The 15,182-nt window shown below is 56.7% G+C and carries 13 protein-coding genes; 5 read left to right on the forward strand and 8 right to left on the reverse strand.

Annotation, left to right across the window (positions count from 1 at the left end; all coding sequences use genetic code 11):
* Positions 1 to 67 precede the first annotated feature (67 nt).
* From ACYSMN_RS20285 to ACYSMN_RS20300, 4 genes are all read left to right on the forward strand, one after another.
* On the forward strand, positions 68 to 2,866 hold the full coding sequence (locus tag ACYSMN_RS20285; RefSeq protein ID WP_488925739.1) for a T9SS type A sorting domain-containing protein: 2,799 nt from the start codon (positions 68 to 70) through the stop codon (positions 2,864 to 2,866).
* A 203-nt stretch (positions 2,867 to 3,069) separates the two neighbouring features.
* A complete protein-coding gene (gene pulA / locus ACYSMN_RS20290; protein WP_488925740.1) occupies positions 3,070 to 5,079 on the forward strand; it encodes a type I pullulanase in 2,010 nt (669 codons plus the stop codon).
* 409 nt (positions 5,080 to 5,488) lie between these two features.
* Positions 5,489 to 6,181, forward strand: coding sequence for a guanitoxin biosynthesis heme-dependent pre-guanitoxin N-hydroxylase GntA (gene gntA, locus ACYSMN_RS20295; RefSeq protein WP_488925741.1), 693 nt, complete (start codon positions 5,489 to 5,491; stop codon positions 6,179 to 6,181).
* A complete protein-coding gene (locus ACYSMN_RS20300) occupies positions 6,150 to 6,740 on the forward strand; it encodes a DUF1989 domain-containing protein (protein ID WP_488925742.1) in 591 nt (196 codons plus the stop codon). Before gntA ends, ACYSMN_RS20300 begins: the two co-directional genes overlap by 32 nt.
* Before the next feature lie 40 nt (positions 6,741 to 6,780).
* Here ACYSMN_RS20300 and ACYSMN_RS20305 read toward each other — a convergent pair whose 3' ends face one another.
* Positions 6,781 to 7,149 (reverse strand): winged helix-turn-helix transcriptional regulator, encoded by a 369-nt coding sequence (locus ACYSMN_RS20305; RefSeq protein ID WP_488925743.1) that lies wholly within the window; start codon positions 7,147 to 7,149, stop codon positions 6,781 to 6,783.
* Positions 7,150 to 7,316: 167 nt separating this feature from the next.
* Between ACYSMN_RS20305 and ACYSMN_RS20310 the strand changes: the two genes are divergently transcribed.
* Positions 7,317 to 8,297, forward strand: coding sequence for a quinone oxidoreductase family protein (locus tag ACYSMN_RS20310; protein WP_488925744.1), 981 nt, complete (start codon positions 7,317 to 7,319; stop codon positions 8,295 to 8,297).
* A gap of 230 nt (positions 8,298 to 8,527) precedes the next feature.
* On the opposite strand, the gene ACYSMN_RS20315 is transcribed toward ACYSMN_RS20310, so the two are convergent.
* From ACYSMN_RS20315 to ruvX, 7 genes are all read right to left on the reverse strand, one after another.
* Positions 8,528 to 10,867, reverse strand: coding sequence for a patatin-like phospholipase family protein (locus ACYSMN_RS20315; RefSeq protein ID WP_488925745.1), 2,340 nt, complete (start codon positions 10,865 to 10,867; stop codon positions 8,528 to 8,530).
* A 407-nt stretch (positions 10,868 to 11,274) separates the two neighbouring features.
* Complete coding sequence (locus ACYSMN_RS20320) at positions 11,275 to 11,682, reverse strand: DUF2752 domain-containing protein (RefSeq protein WP_488925746.1); 408 nt, start codon at positions 11,680 to 11,682, stop codon at positions 11,275 to 11,277.
* A gap of 21 nt (positions 11,683 to 11,703) precedes the next feature.
* Positions 11,704 to 12,012, reverse strand: coding sequence for a CD225/dispanin family protein (locus ACYSMN_RS20325; RefSeq protein WP_488925747.1), 309 nt, complete (start codon positions 12,010 to 12,012; stop codon positions 11,704 to 11,706).
* Between the two features lie 85 nt (positions 12,013 to 12,097).
* Positions 12,098 to 12,469 (reverse strand): DMT family protein, encoded by a 372-nt coding sequence (locus ACYSMN_RS20330; RefSeq protein WP_488925748.1) that lies wholly within the window; start codon positions 12,467 to 12,469, stop codon positions 12,098 to 12,100.
* A gap of 219 nt (positions 12,470 to 12,688) precedes the next feature.
* Entirely contained in the window at positions 12,689 to 13,666 is a 978-nt protein-coding gene (locus ACYSMN_RS20335; protein ID WP_488925749.1) for a zinc dependent phospholipase C family protein, read from the reverse strand.
* Between the two features lie 204 nt (positions 13,667 to 13,870).
* Positions 13,871 to 14,470 carry a peptide deformylase gene (gene def, locus ACYSMN_RS20340; protein WP_488925750.1) on the reverse strand — a complete coding sequence of 200 codons (600 nt, stop codon included), beginning with the start codon at positions 14,468 to 14,470 and terminating at the stop codon, positions 13,871 to 13,873.
* Entirely contained in the window at positions 14,467 to 14,877 is a 411-nt protein-coding gene (gene ruvX / locus ACYSMN_RS20345; protein WP_488925751.1) for a Holliday junction resolvase RuvX, read from the reverse strand. Before ruvX ends, def begins: the two co-directional genes overlap by 4 nt.
* Positions 14,878 to 15,182: the final 305 nt, after the last annotated feature.

Raw genomic sequence — 15,182 nt, forward strand, 5'->3', positions numbered from 1 at the left:
TCTTTATGAGGTCGAAAAGATTCATTCTTTCCTTTCCACTCATCATTCACCCTTTCATCCTTCTCGCATGAGTACAAACTTCTACACGCGCACTACCTTCTTATCAGGTAAACTGCGGACCCGGCTGGCCGCGCTGGCCGCAAGCGTATTACTGGCGCCAGCTGCCTGGGCGCAAGCACCAGCCAACGATAACTGCGCAGGAGCTATAGCACTGACGCCTGGTGCTACCTGTACCGTGACTACTGGTACCAATGTGAACGCAACAGCTAGTGGTACGCCTGCTCCTTCGTGCGGTGGCACTGGTACAACCGGTAGCAATGATGTTTGGTATAGCATCGTAGTACCAGCTAGCGGCGGCCTAACAGTAACAACTAGTCAAATAACGGGGAGTGCATTAGATGACACTGTACTGGAATTATACTCTGGTACTTGTGGTAGCCTCACCTCTATTGGCTGCAACGATGACATTGCCATATTTGTGAATTCCTTTTCTACCGTGACGGTCAATGGCCGACCCGCTGGTAGCACTGTCTACGCTCGCGTGTCGGGCTACGGCGACAGTGCTACTCCAACAGGCCAGTTTGGTATCTGCGCAATAGCACTACCCCCACCTCCAGTTAACGATAATCCTGCTGGAGCCATTGCGCTTACACTTGCACCCACCTGCACACCTGTTAACGGAACCAACGTTGGCGCTACTACCACTACGCCAGCCGGCTACACCAATGGTACGAATCCGAACGCTGCTTGTGGTATCGCTGCAACTCCAAAAGATGTATGGTACACCTTCACGACGGCTGCCAGCGGCGCGGGAAGCACTGCAGTCACTATACAAGTAACCGGTAATCCAGCTGGTTACATTCGCGTGTTCTCTACGACGGGCGGGGCGGCAGGGCCATTCACAGAAAGAGCCTGTTCCTCTGGTGGAGCCAACAACACGGTAGCGCTACCCTTGAACCTAACAAGCCTTACACCTAGTGCTACATACTACGTATTTGTGTCGGGCTATGGCTCAGCAGATACAACGGGTCCTTTCACTATTTGTGCCAGCACTACGCCTATAGCCGTATGCGCGCCCGCTACTGGCGTAGCTGTCAACACCATCACCACCAATTCGGCTAACTTAGTGTTTACACCCGGAGTTGGTAATACGAGCTACACGGTGACGTATTTTCCCACGGCCACGCCGGCCATGACAACCACTATTACGCCGGCTCCAACCGCTTCGCCAGTAGCGTTAACCAGCCTCGCTGTTAATACAGCTTACACTGTTACGCTACAGCCTTCTTGTTCAGCAGGTGGAACTACCCCGGCCATTACGCGCACTTTTACCACCAGAGCATTGCCACCAGCTAATGATGAATGCGCTGCTGCCAGCGTATTAACTACGTCGGCAACTTGTACACCAACTACTACCACTAATCTTGGTGCTACCGCTTCAACGGGCGTACCCGCTCCAAGCTCAACAGCGGGGGGGTGCTTTGTAGCTACTACGCCCGTTAGTAATGACGTTTGGTATAGTGTTGTAGTACCAGCTTCTGGTGGGTTTACAGTTACTACCAGCGCCGTAACTGGCTCGCCAGTAACCGATACCGGCCTAACAGTTTATACAGGCGCTTGTGGCTCGCTCACAGAAGTAGCTTGTAGCGATGATGACGGGGAGGGAAATTTCTCTAGTGCTCGAGCGATTGGACTCACGCCAGGTGCCACTGTCTACGTTCGTGTATGGAGCTTTGGCACTACGCCCACTGGTCAGTTTGGCATTTGTGCTGTTCCTCTACCTGCTAACGATGCCGCTGTACAAACTATCTATGCCCTGGGTAAAGCTCCAAGTGGCATCTCACAAGTAGTACAAGTATTGGTGCGGAATGATGGTGGGGCCGCCCTGACCAATCTGCCTGTTACGCTGGCCGTTACTGGCGCAACAACCTTCACTGACGCCAAGATAGTACCTACACTGGCTGCCGGTGCCTCCGCTACGGTGTCTTTCGCCGCCTTTACGCCTGCTGCTACGGGCACCAACACGCTGACGGTAACCGTCCCAGCTGATGGTGGAGCTACTAATAACTCCAAAGCCTACACGCAGATTGTAACGGCCAATACGTTCAGCTACGCTAATAACAGCGCTCTTGATCCTGATCTGAGTGTAGGCTTTGTAGCTACAACTACGGGTGCCTTCGTGGCCCGCTACAACACACCAGTGGCCCGCACGCTTACGGGTATTACGGCTGCTCTGTCCGATGCTAACACGGTAGGCCGCACAGTCTACGGCGTTGTTGTAAGCTCTACTGGCTCCGTTATAGCCCGTACAGCCGATTATGTAGTTACGGCCGCCGATGTTGAACAGCGCAAAACCTTCCCGCTAACCACTCCTCTGGTGCTTGCTGCGGGTAATTTTTATATCGGTTTGGTACAGACGGCCGCTCCAGCTGGGGGTGCCCGGTACTTCCCCATGGGCACTCTACCTGAAGATCCCACGCGTCCTGGAACCTTCTTTACCATTGCTCCTTTCTCGCCCACCACGGGAGGCACGCTCGCTGATGCTGCTTCCGATAACTTGGGTATTTTCGTAGTGGAGGCTGAAACCTCTACAGTGCTTGGTACATCGGCTGCGCTGAATCGTGCCATTAGCCTGTTCCCCAACCCCACTAACGGCCAAGTAACGCTTGATATTCGCGACGCCAAGGCGAAGGCCGCTATGCAGGTGCAAGTCATCAACGCGCTCGGCCAAGTGGTACACACGGCTACCGTGCGCGACAATGCCCAGAACAAGCTCGACTTCTCGGGCCTGTCTAATGGTATGTATGTACTGCGCGTGAATTCGGGTTCGGAGTACACTATCCGTCAATTGGTGCTAACGAAATAACCTTCTTTGCGCAGCCTTCATGCTGCCGTATAAAAGGCCCTGCCAACAAAGGCAGGGCCTTTTTTGTCTATGCTGTTTGCAGCTTATATTTCATTTCGGGACGGTATACCATCAGCAGCCGTGATATTATAGCTTCCAGGAAGTACTGCGCGCATAGATTTGTCGCCAGCCACCGCCGAACTTGCTGGTCATCCCCTGCCCCCATGAAATACCTACTGCTCCTGAACCTATTGGTGCTGCTGGCTACCCTCACTACCTGCCGCACTACCCGCCTGCCCGAAAGCTTTGAACGCTACCCCACCTACGCCGGCCCCGACCTCGGCCTCACCTTCGCGCAAGGACGGGCCAAGTTGCGGGTGTGGGCACCCACGGCGGAGGCACTACAGCTCAAGCTGTACGAGCAGGGCACTAGTGGAGCGCCGGTAGCTGAATATGCCATGGAAAAGTCAGCGGGAGGAACGTGGGTGTATACGTTGCCCGCGCAGCCAACCGGCCGCTTCTACGTGGTGCAAGCCACTATTAAAGGGCAGCGCATGGCCGAAGTGCCCGATCCTTACGCGCATGCTGTAGGTATCAACGGGGAGCGCGGCGCCTTGCTCGACCCGGCTACTGCCAGCCCCGACCGGTGGTCCGATGATCGGCGACCTTCGCTCAAACAGGCCACCGACATTGTGATTGGGGAAATGCACGTGCGCGACCTGACCATGCACCCGCAGTCGGGGATAGTGCACAAAGGCAAGTTCCTGGGCGTGGCCGAAACGGGTACGCGTGGCCCTGGTGGCGTCCGTACGGGCCTCGATCATCTCAAGGAGCTAGGACTGACTCATGTGCATCTATTACCCACCAACGATTTTGCCTCCCTGGACGAGAGCCGGCTGGCTCAAAACCGTTACAACTGGGGCTACGACCCGCTGCACTACTCCGTGCCGGAAGGCTCCTACGCCACCGACCCTGCTGACCCGGCCAGTCGTATTCGGGAACTGAAGGAGCTGGTGCGTACGCTGCACGCCAACGACTTGCGGCTGGTGCTCGACGTGGTGTACAACCACACCGCCAACGCCGCCCGCAGCTCGTTCGAGCAATTGGTGCCCGGCTACTACTACCGCCACAACCCCGACGGCTCCTACTCTGATGCGGCGGCCTGTGGCAACGAAGTGGCTTCGGAACGAACGATGGTGCGCAAGCTCATTGTGGAGTCGGTGGCGTACTGGGCCCGGGAATACCACGTCGATGGGTTCCGGTTCGATTTAATGGGCGTGCTCGATCTGCGCACCATGCGGGCCGTGCGCGTAGCTTTGGATGAAATCGACCCGTCTATTTTCGTGTATGGGGAGGGCTGGACGGCCAAGGAAAGCCCGTTGCCCGTGGCCGAGCGGGCCGTGAAAGCCAACGTGGGCAAGCTGGACCGCGTAGCAGCCTTCGGCGACGAGCTGCGCGACGGCGTGAAGGGCCACTTCGCTCACCAGACCGAGCCGGGCTTTGCTAGTGGGCAGCCGGGGCTGGAAGAAAGCGTCAAGTTTGGTATTGTGGGAGCCACGCAGCACAGCCAGGTCGAGTACGCCAAAGTCAACTACTCGAAGGCGCCCTGGGCCAGTTCGCCCGCCCAGGCTATCAACTACGTGGCCTGCCACGACGACCGGGTGCTCTGGGACAAGCTGATGGTGGCCAACCCCGGCGCATCGGAAGAAGAATTGCAGCGCATGGATTTGCTCAGCAACACCATCGTGTTTACGTCGCAGGGCGTGCCGTTTCTACCGGTCGGCGACGAGTTTTTGCGCACTAAAGGCGGCTCGCACAATTCCTACAACCTGCCCGACAGCATAAACCAACTCGACTGGGCTCGTAAGGCGCAGTACCAGCGCATCAATGAGTTCTACCACCAACTCATTGCCCTGCGCCGGGCGCACCCCGCGTTTCGCCTGTCCACGCAGGCACTGGTCCAGCAGCACCTGGAATTTCTGCCGGGCCTGCCCGCTACTACCATCGGCTACCGCCTCCGCGACCATGCCGGTGGCGACGCCTGGCGCAACATCATCGTGCTCTTCAACGGTAACCGGCAAGCAACTCGCCTCACCATTCCCGGTGGGCACTACTCCGTAGTGTTGGCCGGGGCCCAAATCAACCAGCAAGGCCTGCGCACTCTAGAAGGAGCTGGTGATTTGCTCACCGTTGAGATTCCAGCCTCATCAGCCATGATTTTAGCACAACAATAAGCGTGTAAAACCTTGTCATTTTGAAATTTTCGGTGAGAACAAGTGCCGAGCTAGGTGCGTTTTTAGCGTGGAGCTTGTCGGAGATCCAATGGCGTATTGCTCGTACTTGAACCATTGATTGCGCAACGTGGGCAGTGAGCAAAAAGCTCAACGCTACTCGCTAGCTAAGCTGAATAAAACCGCGTCCATTGTGCCAGCAAGCCGAACAACGAGAAGAAGACCCTGTTATCTGAACTATAACCCCATAGCGAAAGAATAGAATAGCCGCGCCAAGTTCAGCAGCAGAACGGCTACTTGAAAAGCCGAAAGTAGAGGAGAGGTTAGGTTAACCTTAACGGTGTATTACTCGTTAAGCTAAACAAATGGAATCGGATTATTCCGATCCTGATGTTGAACCTAATCTCCTCTCATGTCTGATGATCAAGCAAATATAATAAAGGAAAAATATTTTGATTTTATCCAAAATAAAGATTTTCCTTGCGTAGCCGCCAAGACTGCTCTTACCTGGAACCAGCTGCATTGTTTGGTCGTCGATCATATGGCGTGCCCTAAAGACGACCAAGCGATTCTGGAGTTCCTTTACGATTTTGTAGACACGTATCGGAACTCCGATAAACTGTACCACAGCGCGGCCATCATTTTTAAAGGGCCCGAGGACCCCACTGAAGCACAGTTCGAGGAGTTTTTCTGGCAGCGCCTTCAGGCTGTCTCCAACCTAGATGCCCGCCGTTACGGCTACGACCCGCGCGTTGTCGCGGACCCCAGCTCGCCCGATTTCAGCTTTAGCCTGAAAGAGGAAGCTTTCTTCGTTATTGGCCTGCACCCCGGTAGCAGCCGGCTGGCCCGGCAGTTTCAGCATCCCACGCTGGTATTCAACGCGCACGCGCAGTTCGAGCAGATCCGGGAAGCCAGCCGCTACGACTCCTTGCGCAACACCATCCGCAAACGGGACATGGCCTATTCCGGGTCCATCAATCCCATGCTCCAAGACTATGGCGAAGCCTCCGAGGTGTACCAATACACCGGCCGAGCCTACGATGAAGCCTGGAAATGTCCGTTTTTAAGCCAACATGCAGCAGTTAACCACAATTCCGCCGCGTAGCGGCACCTCATTTCTTTTGCGTAAAGGCCAGCGACTGAAGGTGGTAGACCTGGAAGGCGAGCAAGTGGCGGATTTCTTGTGCTATAATCTGCACGACAAAGCCGAGTATCTCTCCTCGGGCCGCACCATCGACTACGCCGAAACCATCTTCCTCACCAAGGGCCACCCGCTTTATTCCAACCGCAGTAACATCATGCTCGACGTGGTGGAAGACACCGTCGGCCGCCACGACTTCCTGCTCACACCCTGTAGCGCCGACACTTTCCGCATCATTTATGGGCACACCCACCCGCACCGGGGCTGCTTCGGTAACCTGTGCGCGGCTCTCGCAGAATATGGTATCGGTCCCGATGACATTCCCATTACGTTCAATTTGTTCATGCACGTAACCGTGGATTCGGACACGGGCAAGGTAGCCGTGCTGCCGCCCAAAAGCCGCGCCGGCGACTATGTAGTGCTGGAGGCCCGCATGGATTTGGTGGTGGGCCTAACAGCTTGTTCGGCCGAAATGTCCAACAACTATGCTTTTAAGCCCATCGGCTACCAAATAGAGGAATAACTGAGGCAATTGCAGCGCAGGAGCAGGTAGCGTAACGCCGTTATGCTACCTGCTCCTGCGTTGTTGTATCCGGTTGGTCCACTCGTTCGGGCGAAAGTTGACCTATAAAATCCTTGCCCCAGACTTCCAGCGGCGCGAATACGCCGGCTAAGCGCGAGCCCAGCTCCGTGAGGGAGTATTCCACTTTGGGCGGTACCTGCGGGTACATGGTGCGCAACACGATGCCATCTTCTTCCAACTCGCGCAACTGCTGGGTCAGCATCTTCTCGGTGATGCCTTCTACGCCGCGCTTCAACTCGCCGTAACGCTTGGGGCCGGTGGTGAGGTAGTACAGCAGGCACAGCTTCCATTTACCTCCAATAGCTTGGATGGAAGCACGCACGGGACACAAGACAACAACTTTTTTCATGGATTCAGGAAATTTCTTTCGGGCTATACTTACTGCCAGGCCATAGCCTACATAAAAGTACGTACCCGACATTCTAGTATGTACTTGATAAGGGTGAGGGTTCCAATTAAGATTGCCGTGAACTTATTCACAAACCCTTGCTAGCGCAAGGAATTTCCCTGTTTTTCATGAAAGCCATTGTCATAAACCAAGTCGGCGGCCCCGAAGTATTGGCCGTCCAAGAAGTAGCAACGCCCACTCCTGGCCCCGGTCAAGTGCTGGTACGAGTGCGGGTAGCGGGCATCAACTTCGCTGACACCATGCAGCGCAAGGGAACTTACCCAATTCCGTTGCAGCTACCCGTCACGCCCGGCTTCGAAGTGGCGGGCACCGTAGCTGAAGTAGGCTCTGGTGTCACCACGGCCCAGGTCGGCGACCGGGTGGCGGTGTTTCTCGCGGCGCCGGGCGGGTATGCCGAGTATCTGGTAGCGGAAGCGGCCGCGCTGATTCCACTGCCCGAGCACCTTTCTTTTGCGCAAGCAGTGGCCTTGCTGGTGCAGGGGCTCACCGCTTATTTCCTGCTCCAGCAGGCCGCACCTTTGCAGGCCGGGCAGCGCGTGTTGGTGCACGCCGCTGCCGGCGGGGTAGGCAGCCTGGCAGTACAGCTAGCCAAACTCATGGGCGCCGGCCAAGTGCTAGCCACGGCGAGTACCTCCGAGAAGCTCGACCTCACCCGCCGCCTCGGCGCCGATATAGCCATCAAGTACACCGAGTCTAATTGGCCCGAGCAAGTACTGGCAGCTACGGACGGGCAAGGCGTCGATATCGTGCTTGATTCAGTGAGCGGTGCCGTGGGCGACCAAAGTTTAGCGGTGCTAGCTCCGTTCGGCCGGTGGGTGAGCTACGGCGCCCTCTCCACCAGCGGCACCCAGATCAACAATGAGCAGGTGATGCAGATGATTTTTCGCAACCAGTCTTTCATTGGTTTCGCGCTCTACGGTATTGCGCCGGAGCGAATTCAGCAAGCGCTGCAAGGGATGTTTGAGTATGTGCGCGAAGGCAAACTCGTAGTTGTTGCCGATCAAAGCTTCCCGCTGGCTGAAGCTGCCGCCGCCCACGCCGCCATCGAAGACCGCCGCACCACGGGCAAGGTGGTATTGGAGTGCTGAGGAGAGAGCTTAGGAGTGATTAGAATTGAGAGGTGAGAACTTAGAAATGAGACAGTTATGGGTTAGCCCGAGTCTGACACGTAACATTGGGCGCGCCTACTTCTGCCCAACTACTTAAGTACGTGAGCAGGCAAATGCCGCGTTTCCCATCCCTTAAGCATTAAAAAAGCTCCTCAACTGAACATTTTGTTCAATTGAGGAGCTTTTCGGTGAAACAGCCCGAAGCCACTTTACTCCAACGACCTATCCCGGAAGAGCACGTAGCCGATGTGGGCGAAAATGCCGAAGCGGTGGTCGGGGTCGTCATAGTGGATGGCTTGCACGGACAGAGGCCCTACGGGAGTTTCGTAGACTACGCCGGTCATGGCCGTGAGGTAGGGGCGACTCACGTTGGAGCCGCGTTGGGGTAGCACCGGGTTGTCGGGACGCGGCTCCCAGGGGCGCACCAATACGTGCACGAAAGCCTCGGTACGCCACTCTATGTTCCGAAACAGCCCCCGCACGTAGCGCAACCCCGCCCCGGCGTACGATGTGCCCCGGTAATTGTCGAGGAAGAGCGTGCGCGAATCGGGGAGAGGCAGGAAGGCTGGCGACGTGGTGAGCGATGAACGGTAAGTAGCAAAACGACCCTGCGTGCTGGCCGCGGCATCTACCATATAGCCCCAGGCGTTGACGCGGGCACCCACTGAGTCAGCTTTGCTCAGCGAAAAGTATTGCTCTAGTTGCAGCGAAGCTTTCAGCCAGCGGTGGTCGTCGTCTTGGTCGGGTAGGCCGGCGGCCGTCGTGCCGGCTTCGTATTTTTCCTGTCCTACCACGGCGCGCAGCCCAACTTCGGCCCGCCGGCCTTTGGTGGCGTACTGATTGCGGTCCAGAGAGTTACGTTCGAAGCGAATGGCTGCGGTGGCGCCCTGAAAGCGGTTCAGGTCTAGTTCGTCATCGGAATTCACTTCGCTGGTATTAGCAAATCGGTCCCGATTCGTGAACAAGCCTGCATCGAGGATGTAGCGGCTGCGGTAGTTAGGGCTGATACCAATTTGCAAGCCCGTTTTCAGGTCGCGCTGCACCAGTTGCGTACGAGCCGCATTTTCGCCGAGCAAGCCGCCCGTGTCCTGGTAGTTGAGACTGTTGTAGGTGACAATGGGCTTGAAGAAGAGCGGCACATTACCGGGAATGCTGATCCGAAAAGAACCCTGCACGGCGTTGTAGAAGCGGCCCACGGTGGCATTAGCCTCCACCGTGTAGAGGTAGCGGTTGAGGTAGCGGTAGGCCCCGCCAATGTAAATGTTGCTCATGGACCGCGACGAAAGCAGCACGCCCAGGTCGGCGGTGAGATTGTTGGCCTGCCGCGCATCGATGTTGAATTGGTAGCCTTTCTGCTCGGCATCGTACCGTACGCGCGGGTACACGTTGGTGAAGAAGTCGTTGCTCACCAGCCGGAAGTAGCCTTCTTCGATGTCGCTGGGCGAGTATTTAGAGCCGCTGCGCAGAAAGAAGCTGCGCACAAAGCTTTGCTGCTCGGCTGGCAGGCCCTGTATGGTTACGCGGGTGAAGTCGGGGCGGGGAGCGCGCTCCTGGAACGCCCGTCGCCGCTGCTGCAAGGCTACTGTATCCACGCGCCGGGTCACGCGCTTCAGCGTTTCATCGAGCTTGCTCTGCGTGGCTTTTTCGCCGATGGCCACCAGCCGCCGCACGGCCCCAAAATCGGCCGCCGTATAGTCGGCTACGTTGGGCTGAATGAAGATGCCGTTGGGCCCCACCGATAGCGTGTCGGCCGCATTAGAACCCAGAAATACCAGAGTGCTGGTCAGCAGTTGGTCATCTTTTTCCTTGGGGTAGCGGCGGAAGGCCACGTCGCCTACGTTCACGCCAATAATGACGTCGGGCTTGAACTCCTCCCGCATCACGCCGGTCGGGAAATTATCCACCACGGCCCCATCAAACAGGTAGCGGCCATCGGGCTGGCGAATGGGCCGGAACGCCAGCGGGAAAGCCATAGAGTTACGCACGGCATCGGAGAGGGAGCCATTGCGTTGCACTACTTTCTGCCGCGTAAACACCTCGGAGGCCACCGCACGGTAGGGTACGAACAGGTTGTCGAAGTTGTAGTTGGCGGTGGCGCCAGCGGGAGCCAACATGGTGGCCAATACATAGTTAAGCGTGGCGTCGTTGATGAGGCGCGGCGTAACGCGGGTGCGAAAGGCCGAGTCGATAGACAAACCCAGGTGCAAGGCGCCCGGCGAGGTATCGGAATCGTAGAAGTTGTAGACCTTGCCTTCGAGCGGGCGGTTGGCCACCCAGTCCTGAAATTCGGGCCGGAGCACGATATCCTCAATCTCTTGGGGCGAGTAGCCCGCTGCGTACATGCCACCCACGATGGCGCCCATGCTCGTGCCCACGATGTAATCAATGGGGATTCGGTTCTTTTCGAGCACCTTCAGCACCCCCACGTGCGCCAGCCCTTTGGCTCCCCCGCCCGACAACACCAACCCTACTTTTTGAGCCTGCCCCACGTGGCTGCTTAGCAGCAAACCGAGCAGAAGAAATGGTAGAAAACGGGAAATGGTGCGCATAAGCCAAGAAGATAAGCCCAAGGGTGGGGCGCGTTTCCTACGCAGCGGCAAAGCCAGAGTTGCCTGACACTCAATATAGGTAATTATAAGACTGTTGCTGAGAAGTAAGCGGAACAGTGCTATCGGGCTGCCCTACGCGTGTTTCGCTTGACTATCGCATGAGAAAAGATGTAGCCAACTCACGTTACGGCGCGCGGCTCGCAGGTTCATTCTCGCACTAGCTTCTCTCCGTTTTCATCACTGTGCTTCGCCAGGTAGAAGACATACGGAATACCCTCTTGCCTTCTACCTAACTCCCAACTGTACTTCGCAACTTAGGGTAGCAAGCAACGCACGACAACTATTGCCAACAAAAAGCCCCACAGCGGGCACGGTGAAGCTTTCAGTGACTAAGAAACGTGGCAGAACTACGGTGCCAGCCACGCGCCGACTGGGCCGGGCAGATTCCGCAGCACGGCAAATACCAGCGCCAAACCCAACGTGCCCCAGCCAAACCACGGCCGGTATAAAAAGGTCAGGCGCCGAGTCCTGCTAGTAAGTTGGCCCCGCGCTTCTTCTACGATGCCGAACACCAATACCGGCGCGTACAGCGCCGCCAGTAGGTTGAAGCTAATGGCCTCCCGAATGTGCCCGTGCAGCAACGCGTGCAGGGCCCGTTGGGTGCCACAGCCAGGACAGTGCAATCCGGTCAGCCAATTCAATGGGCAGCGTGGAAACGGATAGCGCGCCGGGTCGAGGCGAAAATAAAGGGCGGCCAGCGCCAGCCCAGCCAACAAGCCTATGGCAGTGGCACCAGCCGCCCTTTTCGTGAACATAGCGCGGGTAAAAGCCAGCTACTACGAGTTTGAATTCATGATGCCGCCTAGCACCCCGAGGAACATGAGCGCAACGTAGAGGACGGTAACCACGGCCCACCCAATAAGGGAGTATTTCACCCAGGTTCCGGCTTTCTGCGAGGCCTCCTGTGCGCCCGCGTAATCGCCCACTGCGAGCCGGGAATTAACGTTGGCGGCATTAATGATAGCCACGATGCCGAAGGGCAAGCAGCAAAAAATGGTTACCAGAATAGACTCAACGAGCCAGTTTTTGGGGGGTGGACCTCCCACTGGCGGTACACCACCGGGGAAATTGTAAGGTTGTTCCATGTAAGAAAAGAGAAAGGGAAGAGTGATTAAAGGTCTGAAAAGTAGTTATTCCTGGCACAATCCCCAAGCCGCAATGCTATATAGCTCACCATTTTTTGAAGATAAAATACACGGCCGCCACCAGCAGCCCAAAGCCCACTACATGATTCCAGGCCAATTTGTCGGTCTTGAAAACGTACACGGTGCAAAGCGTAAACACCGTGAGCGAAACCACTTCCTGAATGACTTTGAGCTGAAATAGGCTGAACGGCCCGCCATTTTCCACGAATCCGATGCGGTTAGCCGGAACTTGAAATACATACTCGAAGAAAGCCAGTCCCCAGCTCACCAAAATCACACCCACTAGCCCCAAACCGTGCAGCCAGCTGATTTTTTTGAACTGTAGATGCCCATACCAGGCAAACGTCATGAAGAAATTGGAGATGGTAAGCAGCAGAACGGTATAGACGCTTTTCATTAGCTAGCCGGTTAGCAGAAGAGGCCTTGCAAACATACGGGCGTTGGCTGTCGCGTTGCCGCCATGCCATGTTGCCCGCATGAGCCAAGGCGCCAACGAAAATCGGAAGCCAATAAGCCGCAGTGGCTAAGTGCTTGGCCCAAGCTGGCGCCTTTAAGATGCTAAAAACTTGTGCCTGTCTCACCTCTTATGTCCCAAAGTCCCATGTCTCAGCACCACTTAATCTTCATGGCCAGCCACGGCGGCTTGCGGCTTGGCTTCCTGTAGCTCCTTCGCTTCGCGAGCCAGCCGCAGCTTTTCTTTCTCCGAAGGCTGTTTCGGTAGCGCGTCGAGGTCGGGCTGACCGGCATCAACCCAGCAGGTGTACCAAAACGCCCCAATGAGCTGTACTGCCCGCCGCATCTGCCGCTCCACCTGCCCATTCAACCGCTGGTGGTATTCGTGGCTAAACTCCCGCGAGTACACCCGCACCGTCAGGTTGCCGCGCTCCTCGAAGCCGTACTTTTTGTCATCCGCGAATTTGGCCGTCAGTTCCCGCTCGAAGTTCAAGACCGAATCTACGGCGGCGTGGGAGCGGGCTACCGTGGCCCAGATGGTTTCCGAAGGCCGCTTGATGTAGGGCGCCGGGCCAGTGAAGAAGTCGTAATTGGCGGCCAGAATTTCCGGCAACCGAGACTCCCACAAACCGTGAATGCCGCGCTGCCCGGTGAGTTGACCGTTGTAGTTGTGGGTGGTGTGCAGCGGCACGCAGGCATCTGCAATGTAGTGCCCGATGTCCGCGGAAAGGCCCAGAATTCGGTCGGCGTCGCGGCGGCGGAAGGCTTCGGTGAGCTGCCCTTTCATGGCTACCACGTGCCAGGGCACAATGCCGTGCTTCAGGAGTGAGTCTTCCCCGAATTTGGCCACGGCATCGGCGTAGGAGCGGGGCAGCTTGGTTAGGGCCGAGTCGCCGTACACGTCCACGTCCAGGAAGTGGCGCGGGGCTTCGCCGGGCACCACCGTGCGGCGCGAGTCGGGCCGGGTGGCGTTTTCGGTGAGGTAGTCGATGTTGGTCTTGTAGAAGCCCATCATTTCGGGCGGCAACGTAAACACGGCCAGTCGGTTGATGAGCCGGTGCCCAAAAAAGCCCCAAGCCTGCGGTTGTTGCGGCAGCAGCAATAAAACCAGCAATAACAATCCGAGTAACAGTTTTCTCATGAGGCGGGGGCAAAGCAGCTAATCGGACAATATCCGACTATAGCAACCAATGAATAAGCAGAGCAATATGCGAAAAAAAGTGCCACACCTGCTTAGATGTGACACCATTTATATCGTTGAGGGTTAAGCAAGTAGTTGAAAGGATGAATGCTACCCTACAGCAACTTCCTGTCCTGATACTCCTAGTTCCTACCAACTACCTCCTTACCGCCGGCCCTGACCCGCGAAACGCATCCGGTAGTCGGCACTCACGTCGCCCTTGCTAATGCGGGTGAGCTTGCCCTTGATGAGCTGCTTTTTAAAGCCCGAAATCTTGTCCGTGAACAGCACGCCTTCCAGATGGTCGTACTCGTGCTGAATCACGCGGGCCGTCATGCCGGAAAAGGTTTCCTCGTGGAGCTGGCGGTTTTCGTCTTCGTAGCGCAGCACGATGGTTTCGGGGCGGTACACCATTTCGCGCACGCCAGGAATGCTCAGGCAGCCTTCCTCAAAGCCCCATTCCTCGCCGGTTTCGCTCACCACGTGGGGGTTGATGAAGGCTCGCTTCACGGGTTTTTCGGCATCGGGCAGTGACTCGCCGGTTTCCTCGTCTTCGGTATCAATCATCGGCTCGGAGTCGATGACGAACAGGCGGATGCTTTTGCCCACCTGCGGCGCGGCCAGCCCTACCCCGTGCGCGTGATACATGGTGTCGAACATGTCCTGCACGATTTGCTGCAACTCAGGAGCCGGAAAGTCGGCCGGAATGTCTTTGGTACGGGCCTTCAGCACTGGGTCGCCGAAAGCAACTATGGGGTAAATCATCGGGATTCGAGGAAAGATTGCAAAATAAGGGTGGCCGACACTTTGTCTACGGTGGCTTTGTCGCGGCGGTCTTTCTTGCTCAGCCCGCCGGCCAGCATGGCCGCCTGCGCCATGCGCGAGGTGTACCGCTCGTCTATTTCGTGCACCGGTACCGACGGAAATTCCTTGCGCAGGTTGCGGATCAGGCCCACCACTGCGCTGGTGCTGTCGGTGGCTTCGCCCAGCAAGGTGCGAGGCATGCCCACCACCAGCGCCGCCAGCGGCTCGCGTTGGTGATAACCTTTCACGAAGGCCAGCAGGTCTTTACTATGCACCGTGTCGAGGGGCGTGGCAATGAGCTGGAGCGGGTCCGTGACGGCCAGCCCCACGCGCTTGTGGCCATAGTCGATGGCGAGAATACGGCCCATCACGGGAGCAAGTGAAAAAAGTAAGCGACTCAGCAGCCACTCTGACCGCCGCCCCAAAGATACGGCAGGCCACCCGAACCGCGGAAGGCCCAAGCCCCCTCCAACTGCAAAACGATATAACTCAGCGAGTAAGTAGCCTGCTTCAGCTAGGAAGCTTAATCTTCATAAAATCATAAAGCTACCTTTACGCCGTTCCTGTTCACTAGCGGTGAACCGGAGAACAGAAAACTTGGAAACAGACGAATTATTGATTTTAAGTCAGAGAAGCCTGCATTTTTATCGCATAATCCGTATGCTACAATGTG

It is taken from the genome of Hymenobacter sp. M1-2 (genome assembly GCF_057808495.1).

What these genes read in the sequence shown, in the direction of transcription:
- ACYSMN_RS20305 (WP_488925743.1), bottom strand. Translation starts at nt 7,149, where the DNA reads ATGAAAAAAGTTGTTGTCTTGTGTCCCGTGCGTGCTTCCATCCAAGCT.
- ACYSMN_RS20285 (WP_488925739.1), top strand. Translation starts at nt 68, where the DNA reads ATGAGTACAAACTTCTACACGCGCACTACCTTCTTATCAGGTAAACTG.
- ACYSMN_RS20310 (WP_488925744.1), top strand. Translation starts at nt 7,317, where the DNA reads ATGAAAGCCATTGTCATAAACCAAGTCGGCGGCCCCGAAGTATTGGCC.
- def (WP_488925750.1), bottom strand. Translation starts at nt 14,470, where the DNA reads ATGATTTACCCCATAGTTGCTTTCGGCGACCCAGTGCTGAAGGCCCGT.
- ruvX (WP_488925751.1), bottom strand. Translation starts at nt 14,877, where the DNA reads ATGGGCCGTATTCTCGCCATCGACTATGGCCACAAGCGCGTGGGGCTG.
- ACYSMN_RS20320 (WP_488925746.1), bottom strand. Translation starts at nt 11,682, where the DNA reads ATGTTCACGAAAAGGGCGGCTGGTGCCACTGCCATAGGCTTGTTGGCT.
- ACYSMN_RS20325 (WP_488925747.1), bottom strand. Translation starts at nt 12,012, where the DNA reads ATGGAACAACCTTACAATTTCCCCGGTGGTGTACCGCCAGTGGGAGGT.
- ACYSMN_RS20335 (WP_488925749.1), bottom strand. Translation starts at nt 13,666, where the DNA reads ATGAGAAAACTGTTACTCGGATTGTTATTGCTGGTTTTATTGCTGCTG.
- ACYSMN_RS20330 (WP_488925748.1), bottom strand. Translation starts at nt 12,469, where the DNA reads ATGAAAAGCGTCTATACCGTTCTGCTGCTTACCATCTCCAATTTCTTC.
- ACYSMN_RS20315 (WP_488925745.1), bottom strand. Translation starts at nt 10,867, where the DNA reads ATGCGCACCATTTCCCGTTTTCTACCATTTCTTCTGCTCGGTTTGCTG.
- gntA (WP_488925741.1), top strand. Translation starts at nt 5,489, where the DNA reads ATGTCTGATGATCAAGCAAATATAATAAAGGAAAAATATTTTGATTTT.
- pulA (WP_488925740.1), top strand. Translation starts at nt 3,070, where the DNA reads ATGAAATACCTACTGCTCCTGAACCTATTGGTGCTGCTGGCTACCCTC.
- ACYSMN_RS20300 (WP_488925742.1), top strand. Translation starts at nt 6,150, where the DNA reads ATGCAGCAGTTAACCACAATTCCGCCGCGTAGCGGCACCTCATTTCTT.